Origin of the sequence: Stutzerimonas stutzeri (assembly GCF_019090095.1) — a bacterium.
GTDB classification, from domain to species: domain Bacteria; phylum Pseudomonadota; class Gammaproteobacteria; order Pseudomonadales; family Pseudomonadaceae; genus Stutzerimonas; species Stutzerimonas stutzeri_AN.
Genome location: NZ_JAGQFP010000002.1, coordinates 256,781 through 275,031 on the forward strand (window position 1 = coordinate 256,781; position 18,251 = coordinate 275,031).

Consider the following 18,251-nt stretch of genomic DNA (forward strand, 5'->3'; position numbering starts at 1 on the left):
ATCTTATAAATTGATTAAGCAAAGCGACGCGATTGATTGACCCTATCGTGTTCCACGTGGAACAAAAAACCCGGCTTTCGCCGGGTTTGAGGATTGCACAGCCGAAACGATTAGAAATCCAGGTTGGACACCGCCAACGCGTTGGACTCGATAAAGTCGCGGCGGGGCTCTACTGCGTCGCCCATCAATGTGTTGAATATCTGGTCGGCTGCGATTGCGTCTTCGATCGTGACCTTGAGCATCCGTCGAACCGCCGGATCCATGGTGGTCTCCCAAAGCTGGTCCGGGTTCATTTCGCCCAGCCCTTTGTATCGCTGCACGCTATGCCGCCGGGTACCCTCGGTCATCAACCAGCTGAGCGCCTCCTTGAAGGTCGCAACCGGCTTCTTGCGCTCGCCGCGCTGAACATAGGCGCCGTCTTCGAGGAGGCTGTTCAACTTCTCGCCAAGCACGGTGACCGTCTTGTAGTCGTTGCTGCTGAAGAAGTCCCGGTTGAAGGTGATGTAGCTCGCCAGCCCGTGGGACACGATCTCCACCTCTGGCAGCCACAGATTGCGCTCTTTGTCCTCGCGCAAGCTCGCCTTGTAGGTCAGACCGGACCGCTCGACCCCTTTGAGCAGCGCAGCGTATGGTTCCAACCAGGCCTGCATGGCAGCCTGATCGCCGAGCTGCTCGACGGTCACCCGCGGCAGGTAAATGAAGTGCTCGGTCAGTTCCTGCGGATAGAGCCGCGAGAGCCGGTCCAGCGTCTTCATCACGGTACGGTAGTCGTTGACCAACCGCTCCAGCGCCTCGCCGGACAGCCCCGGCGCGTCCTCGTTGACATGTAGGCTGGCGTCTTCCAAGGCCGACTGGGTGAGGTATTCGTCCATCGCCTCATCATCCTTGATGTACTGCTCTTGCTTGCCGCGCTTGACCTTGTACAGCGGCGGCTGCGCGATATACACGTAGCCCCGCTCGATCAGTTCCGGCAGCTGACGGAAGAAGAAGGTCAGCAGCAGCGTGCGGATGTGCGAACCGTCAACGTCGGCATCGGTCATGATGATGATGTTGTGATAACGCAGCTTGTCGATGTTGTACTCTTCCCGGCCGATACCGCAGCCGAGCGCAGTGATGAGCGTGCCCACCTCCTGGGAAGAGATCATCTTGTCGAAACGGGCCTTCTCGACGTTGAGGATTTTCCCCTTCAGCGGAAGGATCGCCTGAGTCCTGCGGTTACGGCCCTGCTTTGCAGAACCGCCCGCGGAGTCACCCTCCACAATGTACAGTTCGGAAAGGGCAGGGTCCTTTTCCTGGCAGTCGGCGAGCTTGCCGGGAAGCCCGGCGATGTCCAGCGCGCCCTTGCGACGGGTCATCTCACGTGCCTTGCGCGCCGCTTCGCGCGCGCGCGCTGCATCGATCATCTTGCCAACGACGGCCTTGGCTTCGTTGGGGTGCTCGAGCAGGAAGTCCGCGAAATGCTTGCCCATTTCCTGTTCGACCGCGGTTTTGACTTCCGACGAGACGAGCTTGTCCTTGGTCTGCGAGCTGAACTTGGGGTCAGGGACCTTAACCGAAATGATCGCCGTCAGGCCTTCGCGCGCATCATCACCGGTGGTCGAAACCTTGTGCTTCTTCGCCAGACCTTCCTGTTCGATGTAGTTGTTCAGGTTGCGGGTCAACGCGGAGCGGAAGCCCGCGAGGTGCGTGCCGCCATCCCGCTGAGGGATGTTGTTGGTGAAGCAGAGCAGATTTTCGTTGAAGCTGTCGTTCCACTGCAGCGCCACTTCCACACCCACGCCATCATCGCGCTGAACATTGAAGTGAAACACTTCATTGACCGGCGTCTTGTTGGTGTTGAGATAGGCGACGAACGCACTGAGACCGCCTTCGTACTTGAACAGCTCTTCCTTCGCGTTGCGCTCGTCGCGCAGCACGATGCCCACACCGGAGTTCAGGAACGACAGTTCACGCAGGCGCTTGGCCAGAATGTCCCAACTGAAATGAATGTTCTGAAACGTTTCGGCCGATGGCTTGAAGTGGATCTCGGTGCCCGAGTCACCAGTTTCGCCAACGGCGGCTAACGGCGCTTGCGGTACGCCGTGGCGGTAGGTCTGCTCCCAGACTTTACCTTCACGACGGATCGTCAGCACAAGCTCTTCAGACAAGGCGTTAACCACCGAAACACCTACACCGTGCAGGCCACCGGATACCTTGTAGGAGTTATCGTCAAACTTACCGCCAGCGTGCAGCACAGTCATGATGACCTCTGCTGCGGACACACCTTCTTCATGAATGTCCACCGGGATACCGCGACCGTTATCGCGAACGCTGATGGACTCATCTACATGAATGGTGATGCTGATTTCGCTGCAATGGCCAGCGAGTGCTTCGTCGATCGAGTTGTCGACCACTTCGAACACCATGTGGTGCAAGCCGGTCCCGTCGTCCGTGTCGCCGATATACATGCCGGGACGCTTACGTACCGCATCGAGCCCTTTCAGAACTTTGATGCTGGACGAATCGTACGTGTGGTTTTCGCTCATGCCTTCACTCCCGAGGGGCCGTGGATCGGGGCTATCGCACCGTGTTCCACGTGAAACATTGAGACCGGCGTATCGTCACGCCAGCCTTCTCGCAATACTTCTGAATCGACGCAGGTAATGAACACCTGGCAATTCAGCTGTTCCAGCAACCGGCACAACGCTAGCCGGTGTTGATCGTCCAATTCGGACGGGAGGTCATCGACCAGATAGATGCACTGACCACGCTTGGTTTCGCTGACCAGATGCCCTTGGGCAATACGTAGCGCGCAGACCACCAACTTCTGCTGACCGCGCGACAGCGTTTCGGCAGCATTATGGTTGGCGATCCGCAACCGTAAATCGGCGCGCTGCGGCCCGGCCTGGGTATGGCCCATCAGTCTGTCGCGCTCGATCGACGCGGCCAAAACCTCCGCCAAAGGACGCTCTTTGTCCCAGCCGCGGTAATAGCTCAGCTGAAAACCTTCCAGCGATAACAGAGCAGCCAAGGTACGTTCGAATACAGGCTTTAGCGCTTGAATATAAGCGCGCCTATAGCCATCGATTTCATCGCTCGCGGAACTGAGCTCACGGCTCCATGCCGCCTGCGAAGCGGCGTCCAGTGTACCACGCCGCAGCCACGAGTTCCGTTGCCGAAGCGCCTGCTGCAGCCGCTGCCAGGCTGGCAGGAAGCGAGGTTCCACGTGAAACACCCCCCAGTCCAGGAACTGGCGCCTAAGCTTGGGCGGGCCTTCGAGCAGGCGGAAACTGTCCGGGTTAATCAACTGCAATGGCAAGGCATCGGCGAGTTCGGCGGCGCTTCGTACGCTCTGTCCGTTGATGCGAATCCGCACCTCTCCACTGCGGTCGCGCGAGATACCCAGGGCACTCGACTGCTGCTCATCCAGCTGGACCTGACCAAAGACCGTGCAGCTACTCTGTTCATGGCCGATGACCGGATTCAAACGTGTGCTGCGAAAAGAGCGCGCCATGCCAAGCAGGTGAATGGCCTCGAGGAAGCTGGTCTTTCCGCTTCCGTTGTCGCCATGGAGGATATTGATACGAGGGGAGGGATTTAACGTCACCGGCTGCAGGTTGCGAATGCCGGTGACGGAGATGCGGCTAAGTGACATTAACTAGCGGGTTACAGACGCATCGGCATGACGACATACGCCGAATCATCGTTATCGAACTCCTGAACCAACGCGCTGCTGTTCGCATCGGAAAGAATCAAGCGAACCTGATCCGTGGTCATGACGCCCAGCACATCCAGCAAATAGCTGACGTTGAAACCAATCTCCAGCGAGCTACCCGTGTAGTCGACCGCTACTTCCTCTTCGGCTTCTTCCTGCTCCGGGTTGTTCGCCTGGATCTTCAACAACCCGTTTTCGAGTTGCAGGCGGATACCGCGGTATTTTTCGTTGGACAGAATCGCCGTACGGCTGAAGGCCTCGCGCAGCGTTTGCCGCTCGCCTACCACCAGCTTGTCGCCTCCGCGCGGCAGCACACGCTCGTAGTCGGGGAATTTCCCGTCCACCAGCTTCGACGTAAAGGTAAATTCACCGGTGGTGGCACGGATGTGATGCTGGCCGAGAACAATGGCCACTTCGCCATCCTGATCGGTAAGCAACCGCGCGAGTTCGAGAATACCTTTGCGCGGCACAATGACCTGATGGCGATCGGGCTGTTCGATACCGGCCTGCATCGAACACATCGCCAGTCGATGGCCATCGGTCGCGACCGCCCGCAGCATACCGCTGGATACTTCGATGAGCATGCCGTTCAGGTAATAACGCACGTCTTGCTGGGCCATTGCAAAGCTGCTGCGCTCGATCAGACGGCGCATCTTGCCCTGGTTGACGCTGAAATTCAGGGACCCCGGCCCCTCCTCGACAGTAGGGAAGTCGTTGGCGGGCAGGGTGGAGAGCGTGAACCGGCTCCGCCCGGACTTGATCACAACCTTCTGGTCGTCCAGACGAATGTCGATCAGCGCATCGGGCTGCAGGCTCTTGCAGATATCCATCAGCTTGCGCGCCGGCACGGTGATTTCGCCCGGTTCGGAGGCGTCCTCCAGCGCAACTCGGCCCACCAGCTCGACTTCAAGGTCCGTACCGGTCAGCGACAACTGATGGTCCTGCACAACCAGCAATACGTTGGACAATACCGGCAAGGTCTGGCGCCGTTCGACAACACCGGCAACCAACTGCAGAGGTTTCAACAGGGCTTCGCGTTGAATAGTGAAATGCATGGTCTGGTCCCTTGCCTATTAATGGCCGCAGTCTGTTAAGTCGTCAAAGTGCGCAGCAGGTTTTTGTAATCTTCGCGAATATCCGCATCCAGTTCGCGAAGTTCAGCAATCTTACGACAGGCGTGCAAGACCGTCGTGTGATCACGCCCGCCAAAGGCATCGCCGATTTCAGGCAGGCTGTGGTTGGTCAGCTCTTTCGACAACGCCATCGCGACCTGCCGTGGCCGAGCCACCGAGCGCGAGCGACGCTTGGACAGCAGGTCGGAAATCTTGATCTTGTAGTACTCGGCGACCGTACGCTGGATGTTGTCGACGCTGACAAGCTTATCTTGCAACGCAAGCAGATCCTTCAGCGACTCACGGATGAGTTCGATGGTGATATCACGACCCATGAAATGCGCATGGGCGATCACCCGCTTCAGCGCGCCTTCGAGCTCACGAACATTCGAACGGATGCGTTGGGCAATGAAGAAAGCCGCATCATGCGGCAGGTCGACGTTGGCCTGATCCGCCTTCTTCATCAGAATCGCCACCCGGGTCTCGAGCTCGGGCGGCTCGACCGCCACGGTCAGCCCCCAGCCGAAGCGCGACTTCAGTCGCTCCTCGAGGCCATCGATTTCCTTCGGGTAACGGTCGCTGGTCAGGATGACCTGTTGCCCACCTTCGAGCAGGGCATTGAAGGTGTGGAAGAACTCTTCCTGCGAACGTTCCTTCTTGGCGAAGAACTGGATGTCGTCGATCAACAGCGCGTCCACCGAACGGTAGAAGCGCTTGAACTCGTTGATGGCGTTGAGCTGCAGCGCCTTGACCATATCCGCCACGAAACGCTCGGAGTGCAGATATACGACCTTCGCGTTGGGGTTCTTTTTCAGCAGGTGATTGCCTACCGCGTGCATCAAGTGCGTCTTGCCGAGCCCCACCCCACCATAAAGGAACAGAGGGTTATAACCATGTTTGGGGTTGTCAGCGACCTGCCAGGCGGCGGCGCGGGCTAGCTGGTTGGACTTGCCTTCGACGAAGTTCTCGAAGGTAAAGGTCCGATTGAGGTAGCTGGTGTGCTTGAGCCCACCCTCGACCTGCACATTGCGCTCGGTACGCGCTGGGTTAACGGCAGGAGGCGGCTCGGTAGCGGCCGCCACAGGCGCTTCTGCTGGCGGCGTTTGCGGGGGCGCGGCAGCGGCTGGCGCGCCGACTGGCTGCGGACTACGCATCGCCGCGCTCATCGGCTGAGCAGCCGTCGTGCGCTTGCTACCTATTAATAGTGATAACGAAGGTGCCAAACCCGTCGCGCGTTCGGACAGTAGCTCGAGCAATCGAGACAGGTACTTTTCGTTCACCCAGTCGAGCACGAACCGATTCGGGGCATAGACGCGCAGCTCGTCCCCTTCGGCTTCGACCTGGAGCGGTCGGATCCATGTGTTGAATTGCTGGGCCGGCAGCTCATCTCTCAAGAGGTCAATGCATTGCTGCCAAAGTTCCACCGACACGGAATCTCCTAGACGCTGTCGAGCTGTAAAACGGCAGCCATTGTAGCCCTCAGACGGGCAGTTATCCACAAAGGGGACGTTTTTATCTGGACCATGGATCGGTCTTCGGCCGGCCTCCGCCAGACAGGAACTCTGTTAATAACCCACCATAAAAGCTTAGGAAAAGCCTGTGTACACCGCTAGCATAACGCCGCCTGTGGATAAGTCGCATAGTCACCCACAGGTCATCCAAACGATGCACACCGAGAACACACTGTTTTCACAGAACCTTTTGATTCCCATGCAGGCCCCAGTGCCCCTGGCATCCAGCGATCTATCCACAGAAAATCGTTTTACCATTTATAAGCTCTGCATTAAGAAAGCCTTAATTTCTTTTCTTCTTATCTATTTCTCTGCCTATCGCACTGGTTGGAAATTGACCTGGCGACAGAGCTTCTCTACAATCGCCGGTCTCTTAAAAGGGGGCCATTCCGGCCCGCAACGGATCACCAGGTAACGCATCATGAAACGCACTTTCCAACCCAGCACCCTCAAGCGCGCTCGTACTCACGGTTTCCGTGCCCGCATGGCCACCAAGAACGGCCGCGCCGTCCTGTCGCGTCGTCGCGCCAAAGGTCGTAAGCGCCTGGCAGTCTGAACACGTCGGAACAGGTAGTGAGTCGAGACTTCGGTCGGGAAAAGCGACTGCTGACCCCGCGCCAGTTCAAAGCAGTCTTCGACTCCCCTTCCGGCAAGTTACCGGGCAGGAACATCCTGCTCCTGGTGCGTGAGAATGGATTGCCGCATCCCCGTATCGGGCTGGTGATCGGCAAGAAGAGCGTCAAGCTCGCGGTAGAGCGCAATCGCATCAAGCGGCAACTGCGTGAAACCTTTCGTCTCCACCAGACGGAGTTGACGGGGTGGGACATCGTGGTGATCTCACGCAAGGGATTGGCTGATCTGGATAACCCCGAACTGGCACGGCAATTCGCCAAGCTCTGGAAGCGGTTGTCTCGCACCCCTTCTTCCCAGACCGCCAGCCATCCGGAACAGGGCAAGCCCCTCCATGCGTAATCTGGCCTTGATCCCAATCCGGATCTATCGCTATGCCATCAGCCCCATGATGGCGAGCCATTGTCGTTTCTACCCCAGTTGCTCCTGCTACGCACAAGAGGCCATTGAACGTCATGGCCTGCTGCGCGGTGGCTGGTTGAGCCTGAATAGGCTTGGCCGTTGCCATCCATGGAATCCGGGCGGCTATGATCCCGTGCCTTCCAACCACACCTCCAATTCATCTTCGATGACCGAGTAACCATGGATATCAAACGCTCGATACTGCTTGTCGCACTGGCAGTCGTTGCCTACCTGATGGTTTTGCAGTGGAACCAGGACTATGGGCAAACCGTGCTCCCGGACGAGTCGCGCCAGGAGCAAGCTTCGTCGTCCCAGGTGCCGGCTACTCCCGCGCTGGGCGACAACACCGCTGGAACACACGCGGACATACCGGCCGTCGCCGAAGGGCAGGCAGCCAGCGCGCTGCCAGATGCTCAGCCGAGCTCACAGCTGATTCGGGTCCGTACCGACGTCCTGGATATCGCGATCGACCCGCGTGGCGGCGACATCGTCGACCTGCGTCTGCCCAAGTATCCACGTAGCCAGGATCGTCCCGATGTGCCGTTTCAACTGTTCGAGCGCAGCGGCGAGCGTACCTACGAAGCGCAGAGCGGGCTGATTGGCGATGGGCCGGACAAGGCCAGCGGGCGTCCGCTGTACAGCAGCGAACAATCGCAGTACCAGCTCAGTGAAGGTCAGGATCAACTCGTCGTTGATCTGAAGTACAGCGAAGACGGGGTCAACTACACCAAGCGGTTCCGTTTCGACCGCGGTGACTACGATTTCAATGTCGCCTATCTGGTCGACAACCAGAGTGAGAAGCCCTGGACCGGTCACATGTTCGGTCAACTGAAGCGCGACAGCAGCAAGGACCCGTCGTCAAGCACTGCCACCGGTACCGCGACCTATCTGGGCGCTGCGCTCTGGACCAAAGACGAGCCCTACACCAAGGTCTCCATGGGCGACATGGATGACAAGGCGCTGAAGAAAACCGTCGAAGGCGGTTGGATCGCCTGGCTGCAACATTATTTCGTGACGGCTTGGATCCCGCCGGCAGATCAGACCAACCAGGTTCAGACCCGCAAGGACAGCCAGGGCAACTACATCATCGGCTTCACCGGCCCGGCAGTATCGGTCGCGCCCGGCAGCCAGGGTGAGACGTCTGCCACCCTCTATGCCGGGCCAAAGAGTCAGGATCAGCTGGAAGAGTTGTCGCCCGGGCTGCGCCTGACCGTCGACTACGGGATCCTCTGGTTCATCGCCCAACCGATCTTCTGGCTGTTGCAGCATATCCATGCGCTGCTGGGCAACTGGGGATGGTCGATCATTGCCCTGACGGTAATCATCAAACTGGCCTTCTTCCCGCTGTCGGCAGCCAGCTACAAATCCATGGCCCGCATGCGCGCCGTGTCGCCGAAGATGCAAGCGCTCAAGGAACAGTTCGGCGATGACCGCCAGAAAATGTCCCAGGCGATGATGGAGCTGTACAAGAAGGAAAAGATCAACCCGCTCGGCGGCTGCCTGCCAATCCTGGTGCAGATGCCAGTGTTCCTTTCCCTCTACTGGGTGTTGCTGGAAAGCGTCGAGATGCGCCAGGCGCCCTGGATGTTCTGGATCACTGATCTGTCCATCAAGGATCCGTTCTTCATTCTGCCGATCATCATGGGCTTGACCATGTTCATTCAGCAGCAGTTGAACCCGACGCCGCCGGACCCGATGCAGGCGAAAGTGATGAAGTTACTGCCGATCATCTTCACCTTCTTCTTCCTCTGGTTCCCAGCCGGCCTGGTGCTGTACTGGGTCGTCAACAACTGCTTGTCGATCGCGCAGCAGTGGTACATTACCCGCAAGATCACCGGAACCACCGCAACAGCGAGCTGATTCCGCTGAGCTGACAGAACGCCCCTTGATTGGGGCGTTTTGCTTTTTTCGATCCGCCAGGGAGACAACCGCATGAGCCAAGATCGAGACACCATTGCCGCCGTCGCTACCGCGCCCGGACGAGGTGGGATCGGCGTGGTGCGGGTCTCTGGGCCCCGCGCCAAGGCCGTTGCGATAACGCTGAGTGGCCGCGAGCCGGCGCCGCGATATGCCCATTACGGGCCCTTTCATGCCGATGACGGCGAGGTGATCGATGAGGGGGTGATGCTGTTCTTCCCTGGCCCACATTCGTTTACCGGCGAAGATGTACTGGAGCTGCAGGGCCACGGCGGGCCCGTGGTCATGGACATGCTGTTGCGGCGCTGCGTTGAGCTCGGTGTTCGTCTGGCGCGCCCGGGTGAATTCAGCGAGCGCGCGTTCCTCAACGACAAGCTGGATCTGGCCCAAGCCGAGGCTATCGCCGACCTGATCGAAGCGAGCTCGGCGCAAGCTGCACGCAATGCGGTGCGCTCGCTACAGGGTGATTTTTCCCGCCGTGTGCATGCCCTGACGGAGCAGCTCATTCAGCTGCGCATTTATGTCGAAGCGGCTATCGACTTCCCTGAGGAAGAAATCGACTTCCTGGCCGATGGCCACGTGCTCACATTGCTACAAGCGGTCCGGCAGGCGTTACAGGTGGTCATCCATGAGGCGGGGCAGGGTGCTTTGCTGCGAGAAGGCATGAACGTGGTCATCGCCGGGCGTCCCAACGCCGGCAAGTCCAGTTTGCTGAACGCCCTGGCTGGCCGTGAAGCGGCTATCGTCACCGATATCGCCGGAACGACGCGTGATGTGCTGCGCGAGCACATCCACATTGACGGGATGCCGTTGCACATCATCGATACCGCCGGCTTGCGGGACACTGACGATCAAGTCGAACGCATCGGCGTGGAACGCGCCATCAAAGCTATCGAGGACGCCGATCGGGTGCTGCTGGTGGTGGACGCCTGCGCGACCGCGGCGAGCGGCGACGAATGGGCGGATTTCCCCATGCTAAGGCCGGACCACGCCAAGACAACCCTCATCCGCAACAAGGCCGATCTGACTGGCGAAGCGGTCGAACTTCGCGTTGCGGCAGACGGTTTTACGACCCTCAGCCTCTCGGCTCGCTCCGGGGAAGGGCTGGAATTGCTACGAGAGCATCTCAAGCGCTGCATGGGCTACGACCAAACCGCCGAAAGCGGCTTCAGCGCCCGCCGCCGTCACTTGGACGCGTTGCGGCAGACTGCCGAGCACCTCGATCACGGTCATGCTCAGCTAACCCTCGCCGGTGCAGGCGAGCTGCTTGCCGAAGACCTGCGCCAGGCCCAACAGACACTCGGCGAGATCACCGGGGCGTTCAGCTCGGACGATCTCCTGGGCCGGATATTTTCCAGCTTTTGCATCGGCAAGTAGCCTCGCCAGCGCCTGCCAGCAGGCCGCCGCTTCTCCCTCCCGCAGCGCCTCAAGGCACGGCCTTGGGCTGCTACGTGTCTGCCGTGCCCCGATTCGCTTTTCCGGCGGCTCCATTTATCGTTCTGAAACCCATGGTTTCGCTCGCAGCACGTAAGCCTGAGGTCTGTGGAAAACTGGCCATGAGCTCGGTCCATAACGCTATGGATAACTTGCTCTGAAACGCCACTGTGGATAACGGCCACTTTCATGCACAGGCTACTCACGGCTATCCCACCACCACAACCCAGCTTCAGCACAGGGTTTCGATCATCTGAGACCCGTTGTAATCAAGGGGTGTAGCGTTCTATCCACAGAAAGCGGGTAACCATTTATAAACATAAAAATAAGCTTTAAAACATTTCCTTATCTTTTTATGTTCTGAAGCCAATTCGTGCCGCTACCAGCGCTGCTGGTCATTTTTTATCCAAAGCCCTTCTTTCAGGCACCCTCAGCCCCTATACTTGCGCGTTTCCCAGAACTCATCTGAACAGGCACGAGGTGCGTGGTGGATTTCCCTTCCCGTTTTGACGTCATCGTGATCGGCGGTGGCCATGCCGGTACCGAAGCTGCGCTGGCGGCCGCTCGAATCGGCGTGAAAACCCTGCTACTCACCCATAACGTCGAGACCCTTGGCCAGATGAGCTGCAATCCAGCCATTGGCGGCATCGGCAAGAGCCATCTGGTGAAGGAAATCGATGCCCTCGGTGGGGCCATGGCGACCGCTACCGACCGTAGCGGTATCCAGTTCCGCGTGCTCAATAGCCGCAAGGGGCCAGCGGTCCGCGCTACGCGTGCGCAGGCTGACCGCGTGTTGTACAAGGCCGCTGTACGCGAAACGCTGGAAAACCAGGAGAACCTGTGGATATTCCAGCAAGCCGCCGACGATCTGATCGTCGAATCGGATCAGGTCAAAGGTGTCGTCACCCAAATGGGCCTGCGTTTTTTGGCTGACTCGGTTGTGCTGACCACCGGAACCTTTCTCGGCGGGCTTATCCACATCGGTCTGCAGAATTACTCGGGAGGACGTGCCGGCGATCCGCCCTCGATCGCACTGGCCAGGCGTCTGCGCGAGCTGCCCCTGCGCGTTGGTCGGTTGAAGACCGGGACCCCGCCTCGCATCGACGGACGTAGCGTGGATTTTTCGGTGATGACCGAACAGCCGGGGGACACACCCATCCCGCCGATGTCCTTCCTCGGCGAAGCGGCTCAGCATCCGCGCCAGGTCAGTTGCTGGATTACCCATACCAACGCACGGACCCACGAAATCATTGCCGCCAACCTCGATCGCTCACCGATGTACTCGGGGGTAATCGAAGGCGTGGGCCCGCGGTATTGCCCGTCGATCGAAGACAAGATCCATCGTTTCGCCGACAAGGAGAGTCATCAGGTTTTCATCGAACCTGAGGGCCTGACCACGCATGAGCTCTACCCCAACGGCATCTCTACCTCCCTGCCTTTCGACGTACAGCTGCAGATCGTGCGCAGCATGCGCGGCATGGAGCAGGCGCACATCGTTCGTCCCGGTTATGCCATCGAATACGACTACTTCGACCCGCGGGATTTGAAGTACAGCCTGGAGACCAAGGTCATCGGCGGGCTCTTCTTCGCCGGCCAGATCAACGGCACCACCGGTTATGAGGAGGCCGGGGCGCAGGGGCTGCTCGCCGGGACCAACGCAGCCCTGCGCGCTCAGGGAAAAGACAGCTGGTGCCCGCGGCGAGACGAGGCCTATCTCGGGGTCCTGGTCGACGACCTGATCACCTTGGGCACCCAGGAGCCCTATCGAATGTTCACCTCGCGAGCCGAGTACCGGTTGATTCTCCGCGAGGACAACGCGGACCTGCGCCTGACCGAGAAAGGGCGAGCCTTGGGGTTGGTCGATGATGCCCGCTGGGCCGCCTTCGAGCGCAAGCGTGAACGCATCGAGCAGGAAGAGCAGCGCCTGAAAAGCACCTGGGTACGCCCGGGGACGCCGCAAGGCGACGCCATCGCCACGCGTTTCGGAACGCCGCTGACGCACGAGTACAGCTTGCTGAATCTACTGGCTCGACCGGAGATCGACTACCGCAGCCTGATCGAAGTCACCGGTGCGGGCGTCGAGGATGTTCAGGTAGCCGAGCAGGTGGAGATCAAGACCAAATACGCCGGTTACATCGATCGCCAGCAGGAAGAGATCGCCCGCCTGCGCGCGAGCGAAAACATCGCGCTGCCGGCGGACCTGGATTACGGGAGCATTTCCGGCTTGTCCAAGGAAATCCAGCACAAGCTGTCGTTGACGCGTCCCGAAACCCTCGGCCAGGCCTCGAGAATTCCCGGTGTTACGCCAGCGGCGGTTTCACTGCTGATGATTCATCTGAAAAAACGCGGCGCCGGTCAGAAGCTGGAGCAGAGTGCCTGATGGGAGCCGAACACGAGCACTATGCTGAAGAACTCCGCCAGGGCGCGGTCGCGCTGGGCGTCGAGCTGAGCCCCGCGCAGCAGGAACAACTGCTTGCCTACCTGTCGCTGCTGACCAAGTGGAACAAGGCGTATAACCTGACCGCCGTGCGGGATCCGGCCGAGATGGTCTCGCGGCACCTGCTCGATAGCCTGAGTGTCGTACCCTACGTGATGCAGGGCGGTTCGAACTGGCTCGATGTGGGCAGCGGCGGCGGCATGCCCGGTATTCCGTTGGCCATCCTGTTCCCCGAGCGCCGCTTCACTTTGCTCGATTCCAACGGCAAGAAGACCCGCTTTCTCACCCAAGTAAAGCTGGAGCTGAAACTCGCCAACGTCGAAGTTGTCCACAGCCGCGTCGAGCAGTTCAGGCCGGCCGAGCCGTTTGCCGGTATCACCTCCAGGGCATTCAGCTCGCTGGAGGACTTCACGAACTGGACGCGTCATCTCGGCGATTTCGATACGCGCTGGTTGGCGATGAAAGGCGTCCAGCCCGACGACGAGCTTCAGGCGCTGCCCGCCGATTTCCAGCTGGAGCGCTGTCTGGTTCTCAAGGTTCCCGGTTGCCAAGGGCAACGCCATCTGTTGATACTGCGCCGCACTTCAAGACTCCGGACAGACACTGACCATGGCTAAAGTATTTGCCATCGCCAACCAGAAGGGCGGTGTCGCCAAGACCACCACCTGCATCAATCTTGCCGCTTCGCTGGTCGCCACGCGTCGCCGCGTGCTGCTTATCGATCTTGATCCACAGGGCAATGCGACCACGGGCAGCGGTGTGGATAAGTTGAGCCTGGAATATTCGATCTATGACGTGCTGATCGGCGAATGCAGCCTGGTCGATGCGATGCAGTTCTCCGAGCATGGCGGATATCAGTTGTTGCCGGCCAACCGCGATCTCACCGCGGCGGAGGTCGCGCTGCTGAAGTTGCCGGCCAAGGAAAATCGCCTGCGCGAAGCCTTGGCGCCGGTACGCGAAAATTACGACTACATCCTGATCGACTGCCCGCCGTCGCTGTCGATGCTGACGATCAATGCGCTGACTGCGGCAGATGGCGTGATCATTCCCATGCAGTGTGAGTATTACGCCCTCGAGGGGCTGACCGACCTCGTCAATTCGATCCAGCGTATTGGCCAGGCGTTGAATCCATCACTGAAGATCGAGGGGCTGTTGCGCACCATGTACGACCCGCGCAGCAGCCTGACCAACGATGTGACCGAGCAGCTCAAGACGCATTTTGGCGACAAGCTCTATGACACGGTCATCCCGCGCAACGTCCGACTGGCCGAGGCACCCAGTCACGGCATGCCAGCGCTGGTCTACGACAAGCAATCGAAGGGCGCCTTGGCCTATCTGGCGCTGGCGGGTGAATTGTCGCGCCGCCAGCGGCGAGCTGCCCGCAGCGTAACCGCATAAGGAAATTTTCATGGCGACCAAAAAACGAGGCTTGGGACGCGGGTTGGATGCGCTGCTCGGCGGCGCCGGTGTCACGGCGGTGCAGGAGGAGACCGCTCAGGTCGATCGCAATGAGTTACAACAGTTGCCGGTCGACATCATCCAGCGTGGCAAGTACCAACCGCGTCGCGATATCGACCCTGTCACCCTCGATGAACTGGCCCATTCGATTCGCAGCCAGGGCGTGATGCAGCCGATCGTCGTGCGTTCGATCGGCTCGGGACGTTACGAGATCATCGCCGGCGAGCGACGCTGGCGTGCGAGCCAACAGGCTGGTCTGGACAAGATTCCTGCCATCGTTCGCGAGGTTTCCGACGAAGCGGCCATCGCCATGGCGCTGATCGAGAACATTCAGCGCGAGGACCTCAATCCCATTGAGGAAGCCGTGGCGTTGCAACGGTTGCAGCAGGAATTTCAGCTGACTCAGCAACAGGTTGCCGACGCGGTGGGCAAATCGCGTGTGACCGTCAGCAATCTTTTGCGCTTGATCGCCTTGCCTGACGAGATAAAGACGCTACTGTCTCATGGCGATCTGGAAATGGGACATGCCCGCGCATTGCTGGGTTTACCTGCCGAACAGCAGGTCGAGGGTGCGCGGCACGTTGTCGCACGCGGCTTGACCGTGCGTCAGACCGAAGCGCTGGTTCGTCAGTGGCTGAGCAAGACCGAGCACGAAAAAACTGCGCCCAAGAGCGATCCGGATATCGTTCGTCTGGAACAGCGATTGGCCGAGCGGCTGGGCTCTCCGGTGCAAATCAAGCATGGCGAGAAGGGTAAAGGACAGCTGGTCATACGTTACAACTCGCTGGACGAACTGCAGGGTGTGCTAGCCCATATACGTTGAAACAATTTCACACGGATGGGGTTGTAGTAATGCTTGGAATTCACTACCGAACGGTTGTACCTGCTACTGCTGGCCCATATAATCTGCGCGCATTTTTGAAGACATGGGCATGGCGCTAAGCGGCATGCCGGCGAAAGCCAAGGGTAAATATTGGTCGGTTCCGTGCAGAAGCGCCTAGCCATCCATCGGATCGCGGTTTTTCCAGTTCTGTTGGCACAGTTGGCGTTATTGCTTAGCGCGGCGTCGTTGCTTTGGCAGTGCGTGGATCGTGTTGCGGGCTATTCTGGTTTGCTCGGCGGGCTGATCGCCTTGCTACCGAACATTTATTTTGCCCATAAGGCTTTTCGCTTTAGTGGCGCCCGGGCTGCTCAGGCTATCGTCCGGTCATTTTATGCCGGCGAAGCAGGGAAACTGATCTTTACATCGGCGCTGTTTGCGCTGGTATTCACAGGGGTGAAACCGCTGAACCCACTCGCCTTGTTTGGTGTGTTCATACTGACTCAGGGAGTCGGTTGGTTCGCTCCTCTGCTGATTAAGAAAAGAATTTCAAATTGATCCATTGAGGCAATCATGGCAGCAGAGAACGCTTCGGGTTACATCCAGCATCACCTATCGAATCTGACCTATGGCCGCCTTCCAACCGGCGAATGGGGCTTTGCTCATTCTGCCGAACAAGCCAAGGAAATGGGATTCTGGGCGTTTCATGTGGATACGCTCGGTGTATCGGTGGTACTCGGTCTGATATTCATCCTGCTCTTCTGGATGGTGGCTCGGAAAGTCACCGCCGGCCAGCCGGGTGGCGCACAGAATTTCGTCGAGCTGATGGTGGAGTTCGTCGACAACAGCGTCAAGGACACCTTCCACGGTCGTAATCCGCTAATCGCGCCGCTGGCGCTGACGATTTTCGTCTGGGTCTTCCTGATGAACTTCATGGACCTCTTTCCGGTGGATTGGCTGCCCATGCTGGCTGCCAAGATCACTGGCAACGAGCACCTGTTCTTCCGGGTGGTCCCGACCACCGACCCGAACGCTACGTTGGGCCTGGCTTTCTCGGTATTTGCGCTGCTGCTGTTCTACAGCGTCAAGGTCAAGGGCATCGGCGGCTTCCTCGGCGAGCTGACCCTGCATCCGTTCAGCAGCAAGAACATGGCCGTTCAGATCCTGCTCGTGCCGGTCAACTTCCTTCTCGAATTCGTTACCCTGGTCGCCAAGCCCGTTTCGCTGGCGCTGCGTCTGTTCGGCAACCTGTATGCCGGCGAACTGATCTTCATCCTGATTGCCATCATGTTCGCAAACGGTCTGGTGCTCGGTGGGCTGGGTATTGTTCTGCAGTGGGCATGGGCCGTGTTCCATATCCTGATCATCGTGCTGCAGGCTTTCATCTTCATGATGCTGACGATCGTGTACCTGTCGATGGCTCACGAAGATAACGATCACTGATTCGATTCGCTTTACCTAAACCCTTAACCAATACGACATAAAGTCGGAGGAAAGATGGAAACTGTAGTTGGACTGACTGCTATCGCTGTAGCTCTGCTGATCGGCCTGGGTGCTCTGGGTACCGCAATCGGCTTCGGCCTGCTGGGCGGAAAATTCCTGGAAGGCGCTGCGCGTCAGCCGGAAATGGTTCCGATGCTGCAAGTGAAAATGTTCATCGTCGCCGGTCTGCTCGACGCCGTGACCATGATCGGTGTTGGTATTGCACTGTTCTTCACCTTCGCGAACCCCTTCGTTGGTCAAATCGCAGGCTGATTCGCTACCCAGTGAATTGGTTTGACGGACAACGAACGAGCGAGGTGTTGGCGTGAACATTAATGCAACCCTGATTGGCCAGTCCGTTGCCTTCTTCATCTTCGTGCTGTTCTGCATGAAGTTCGTATGGCCTCCGGTCATTGCGGCTTTGCAGGAAAGACAGAAGAAGATCGCAGACGGCTTGGACGCTGCCAACCGCGCGGCTCGTGATCTGGAGCTGGCCCACGATAAAGTGGCCGAGCAACTGCGCGACGCCAAAGGCCAGGCTGCTGAAATCATCGAGCAGGCCAAGAAGCGCGCGGCTCAGATCGTCGACGAAGCCCGTGACCAGGCTCGTGTCGAAGCTGACCGTGTGAAGGCTCAGGCTCAGGCCGAGATCGAACAGGAAATCAACGGCATCAAAGACGCCCTGCGCGCCCAAGTGGGCAGCCTGGCAGTCAGCGGTGCGGAGAAGATCCTGGGCGCATCCATCGACCAAAGCGCGCATGCGGAGCTGGTTAACAAACTGGCAGCCGAAATTTAAGCGAGGGCGCGATCATGGCAGAACTGACCACGCTGGCCCGACCTTACGCCAAGGCTGCCTTCGAGCACGCACAGGCCCACCAGCAACTGGCCAATTGGTCAGCCATGCTCGGCCTGGCTGCAGCGGTGTCGCTCGACGACACCATGCAGCGCGTGCTCAAGGCCCCGCGTCTGACGAGTACAGAAAAGGCCACCGCCTTCATCGAGGTGTGTGGCGACAAGTTCGACGCCCAGGCACAGAACTTCATCCAAGTGATCGCCGAGAATGATCGTCTGGCACTGTTGCCGGACATCTACGCCCAGTTCGAGCTGTACAAGGCCGAGCAGGAGAAGTCGATCGACGTGGATGTCACCAGTGCCTTCGCATTGAGCGATGAACAGCAAGACAAACTCGCCAAGGTTCTCAGTGCACGGCTCGGCCGAGAAGTGCGTCTGCACGCCGCGGAAGATGCCACCTTGATTGGTGGTGTACTGATCCGCGCCGGCGACCTGGTTATCGATGGCTCAGTTCGCGGCAAGCTCGCGAAATTGGCCGAAGCATTGAAATCTTGAGTTTGAA

At 58.9% G+C, this 18,251-nt stretch carries 18 protein-coding genes; 14 read left to right on the top strand and 4 right to left on the bottom strand.

All coding sequences use genetic code 11. The features are described 5' to 3' along the window. Nucleotides 1–110: 110 nt before the first annotated feature. From gyrB to dnaA, 4 genes are read right to left on the bottom strand one after another with little or no spacing between them, the layout of a single operon-like run. Nucleotides 111–2,525 carry a DNA topoisomerase (ATP-hydrolyzing) subunit B gene (gene gyrB / locus KVO92_RS10920; RefSeq protein ID WP_217475678.1) on the bottom strand — a complete coding sequence of 805 codons (2,415 nt, stop codon included), beginning with the start codon at nucleotides 2,523–2,525 and terminating at the stop codon, nucleotides 111–113. After that, nucleotides 2,522–3,634: a DNA replication/repair protein RecF gene (gene recF, locus KVO92_RS10925; RefSeq protein WP_217475679.1), complete on the bottom strand. Its 1,113-nt coding sequence runs from the start codon at nucleotides 3,632–3,634 to the stop codon at nucleotides 2,522–2,524. Before recF ends, gyrB begins: the two co-directional genes overlap by 4 nt. Before the next feature lie 11 nt (nucleotides 3,635–3,645). Then, the gene (gene dnaN / locus KVO92_RS10930; protein ID WP_217475680.1) at nucleotides 3,646–4,749 is read right to left on the bottom strand and encodes a DNA polymerase III subunit beta; all 1,104 of its coding nucleotides are present in this window, start codon (nucleotides 4,747–4,749) and stop codon (nucleotides 3,646–3,648) included. A 35-nt stretch (nucleotides 4,750–4,784) separates the two neighbouring features. Beyond that, the gene (gene dnaA / locus KVO92_RS10935) at nucleotides 4,785–6,236 is read right to left on the bottom strand and encodes a chromosomal replication initiator protein DnaA (RefSeq protein WP_217475681.1); all 1,452 of its coding nucleotides are present in this window, start codon (nucleotides 6,234–6,236) and stop codon (nucleotides 4,785–4,787) included. 502 nt (nucleotides 6,237–6,738) lie between these two features. Between dnaA and rpmH the strand changes: the two genes are divergently transcribed. The 14 genes from rpmH (at nucleotide 6,739) to KVO92_RS11005 (ending at nucleotide 18,244) form a co-directional block, all read left to right on the top strand. Further along, the gene (rpmH, locus tag KVO92_RS10940) at nucleotides 6,739–6,873 is read left to right on the top strand and encodes a 50S ribosomal protein L34 (protein ID WP_019340723.1); all 135 of its coding nucleotides are present in this window, start codon (nucleotides 6,739–6,741) and stop codon (nucleotides 6,871–6,873) included. 17 nt (nucleotides 6,874–6,890) lie between these two features. Then, entirely contained in the window at nucleotides 6,891–7,289 is a 399-nt protein-coding gene (gene rnpA / locus KVO92_RS10945; protein WP_217475682.1) for a ribonuclease P protein component, read from the top strand. Continuing rightward, the gene (gene yidD, locus KVO92_RS10950; protein WP_217475683.1) at nucleotides 7,282–7,527 is read left to right on the top strand and encodes a membrane protein insertion efficiency factor YidD; all 246 of its coding nucleotides are present in this window, start codon (nucleotides 7,282–7,284) and stop codon (nucleotides 7,525–7,527) included. Before rnpA ends, yidD begins: the two co-directional genes overlap by 8 nt. A gap of 2 nt (nucleotides 7,528–7,529) precedes the next feature. After that, complete coding sequence (gene yidC, locus KVO92_RS10955; RefSeq protein WP_217475684.1) at nucleotides 7,530–9,209, top strand: membrane protein insertase YidC; 1,680 nt, start codon at nucleotides 7,530–7,532, stop codon at nucleotides 9,207–9,209. 72 nt (nucleotides 9,210–9,281) lie between these two features. Continuing rightward, nucleotides 9,282–10,643, top strand: coding sequence for a tRNA uridine-5-carboxymethylaminomethyl(34) synthesis GTPase MnmE (gene mnmE, locus KVO92_RS10960; protein ID WP_217475685.1), 1,362 nt, complete (start codon nucleotides 9,282–9,284; stop codon nucleotides 10,641–10,643). Between the two features lie 544 nt (nucleotides 10,644–11,187). After that, a complete protein-coding gene (gene mnmG / locus KVO92_RS10965; RefSeq protein ID WP_217475686.1) occupies nucleotides 11,188–13,080 on the top strand; it encodes a tRNA uridine-5-carboxymethylaminomethyl(34) synthesis enzyme MnmG in 1,893 nt (630 codons plus the stop codon). Next, nucleotides 13,080–13,754, top strand: coding sequence for a 16S rRNA (guanine(527)-N(7))-methyltransferase RsmG (gene rsmG, locus KVO92_RS10970; protein WP_217475687.1), 675 nt, complete (start codon nucleotides 13,080–13,082; stop codon nucleotides 13,752–13,754). The genes mnmG and rsmG overlap by 1 nt, the downstream gene beginning before the upstream one ends. Continuing rightward, complete coding sequence (locus tag KVO92_RS10975; protein WP_217475688.1) at nucleotides 13,747–14,535, top strand: ParA family protein; 789 nt, start codon at nucleotides 13,747–13,749, stop codon at nucleotides 14,533–14,535. Before rsmG ends, KVO92_RS10975 begins: the two co-directional genes overlap by 8 nt. Before the next feature lie 10 nt (nucleotides 14,536–14,545). After that, a complete protein-coding gene (locus tag KVO92_RS10980; protein ID WP_217475689.1) occupies nucleotides 14,546–15,418 on the top strand; it encodes a ParB/RepB/Spo0J family partition protein in 873 nt (290 codons plus the stop codon). A 162-nt stretch (nucleotides 15,419–15,580) separates the two neighbouring features. Beyond that, nucleotides 15,581–15,973, top strand: a complete 393-nt coding sequence (locus KVO92_RS10985; protein ID WP_336512629.1) for a F0F1 ATP synthase subunit I — start codon at nucleotides 15,581–15,583, stop codon at nucleotides 15,971–15,973. Between the two features lie 15 nt (nucleotides 15,974–15,988). Further along, nucleotides 15,989–16,858, top strand: coding sequence for a F0F1 ATP synthase subunit A (atpB, locus tag KVO92_RS10990; RefSeq protein ID WP_217475691.1), 870 nt, complete (start codon nucleotides 15,989–15,991; stop codon nucleotides 16,856–16,858). 54 nt (nucleotides 16,859–16,912) lie between these two features. After that, a complete protein-coding gene (gene atpE, locus KVO92_RS10995; protein ID WP_003097235.1) occupies nucleotides 16,913–17,170 on the top strand; it encodes a F0F1 ATP synthase subunit C in 258 nt (85 codons plus the stop codon). 52 nt (nucleotides 17,171–17,222) lie between these two features. Beyond that, nucleotides 17,223–17,693: a F0F1 ATP synthase subunit B gene (locus tag KVO92_RS11000; RefSeq protein WP_217475692.1), complete on the top strand. Its 471-nt coding sequence runs from the start codon at nucleotides 17,223–17,225 to the stop codon at nucleotides 17,691–17,693. A 14-nt stretch (nucleotides 17,694–17,707) separates the two neighbouring features. After that, nucleotides 17,708–18,244: a F0F1 ATP synthase subunit delta gene (locus KVO92_RS11005; RefSeq protein WP_217475693.1), complete on the top strand. Its 537-nt coding sequence runs from the start codon at nucleotides 17,708–17,710 to the stop codon at nucleotides 18,242–18,244. The last annotated feature ends 7 nt before the right edge of the window (nucleotides 18,245–18,251 follow it).